Source organism: Vibrio sp. Vb0304, from assembly GCF_033338995.1.
GTDB lineage: Bacteria > Pseudomonadota > Gammaproteobacteria > Enterobacterales > Vibrionaceae > Vibrio > Vibrio alginolyticus.
The window spans coordinates 1-1020 of the sequence record NZ_JAWOTT010000383.1 but is presented as its reverse complement, the minus strand read 5'-3'; the positions used below and the strand labels follow the sequence as shown (position 1 = coordinate 1020).

The 1020-nt window shown below is 48.0% G+C and carries 2 protein-coding genes; both read right to left on the bottom strand.

The window, feature by feature from the left end; genetic code table 11:
• Positions 1-500, bottom strand: a 500-nt coding sequence (locus tag R7P35_RS26415; RefSeq protein WP_318093458.1) for an FAD-dependent oxidoreductase, incomplete at its 3' end; no start/stop codon positions are given.
• 157 nt (positions 501-657) lie between these two features.
• Positions 658-981 carry a universal stress protein UspB gene (uspB, locus tag R7P35_RS26410; protein ID WP_005394407.1) on the bottom strand — a complete coding sequence of 108 codons (324 nt, stop codon included), beginning with the start codon at positions 979-981 and terminating at the stop codon, positions 658-660.
• Between the last annotated feature and the right edge of the window lie 39 nt (positions 982-1020).

The following is a 1020-nucleotide window of genomic DNA, read 5'->3' as shown; positions in this document are numbered from 1 at the left end:
ATGGAAAGGCCACCGGTCGCAATCACCAAAGATTCGCACTCGACGGGCTCAGTACCCGCGTGCAGACGAAAGCCTTCTTCGGTTTTCTCAATGGTGTGCACATCGCATTGGTAACGCTGTTGAATGTTTGGCATGTCACACTCGGCCAGCAGCATCTTCACGATGTCTTTGGCGGTAAAGGCATCGACACAAAACAATTGGCCGTGATCGCGCTCTTCAAACTCGATGCCGTGTTTGCTGACCATGGAGATGAAATCCCAGTTGGTGTATTGCGACAGCGCCGATTTCACGAAGTGTGGGTTTTGGCATAGGTAGTTGCTGGCTGATACGTCGTAGTTGGTGAAGTTGCAGCGGCCACCACCAGAGATAAGGATTTTACGTCCTGGCTTTTTGGCATGATCCAGCACAAGCACACTGCGTCCGCGCTTGCCTGCTTCTGCAGCACACATCAAACCCGCGGCTCCCGCGCCAATTACAACAACATCAAATTTCTTACTCATCGGTCGCTCTTAGGCTCTATCCAAAATCCAAAACAATAAAAAAGGATGTGCTTATTGCACATCCTTGCTTTCTAAGAGCGCCATTCTACCGACAAATGTCGAAAGGGAAAAGCGCTTAAATTCCAAGCATCGCCTAGTACGGCTTAGCTGGAAAGACCTACAAGATGAAGGCCGCCAGTAGGGTAACACCAAGCAACGCGGTTGATAGCACAAACAACTCACGCACCCGTTCACACTTACCTGTGAATATCTCATCATGGTGATGGTGATACTCTTTGCTTTTAATGTAGTGGAACAAACGCACCTGTTTGGTGACGTTACCGTGAGTGGTGAAGAAACCATTGCCATCCACTTGTTGATACAACAATGGGTGCGCTTCACGCATGATGTAAATAAGAGAACGAAGAGCGGTGAGATAACGGATCATATTGACCCCCGTTACTACCATTAGCGCAAATAAGATTGTGTCTCCACTGATCATCTTTTCCTCCCTACATCTTCAACAATGCTCAAGAGAAAA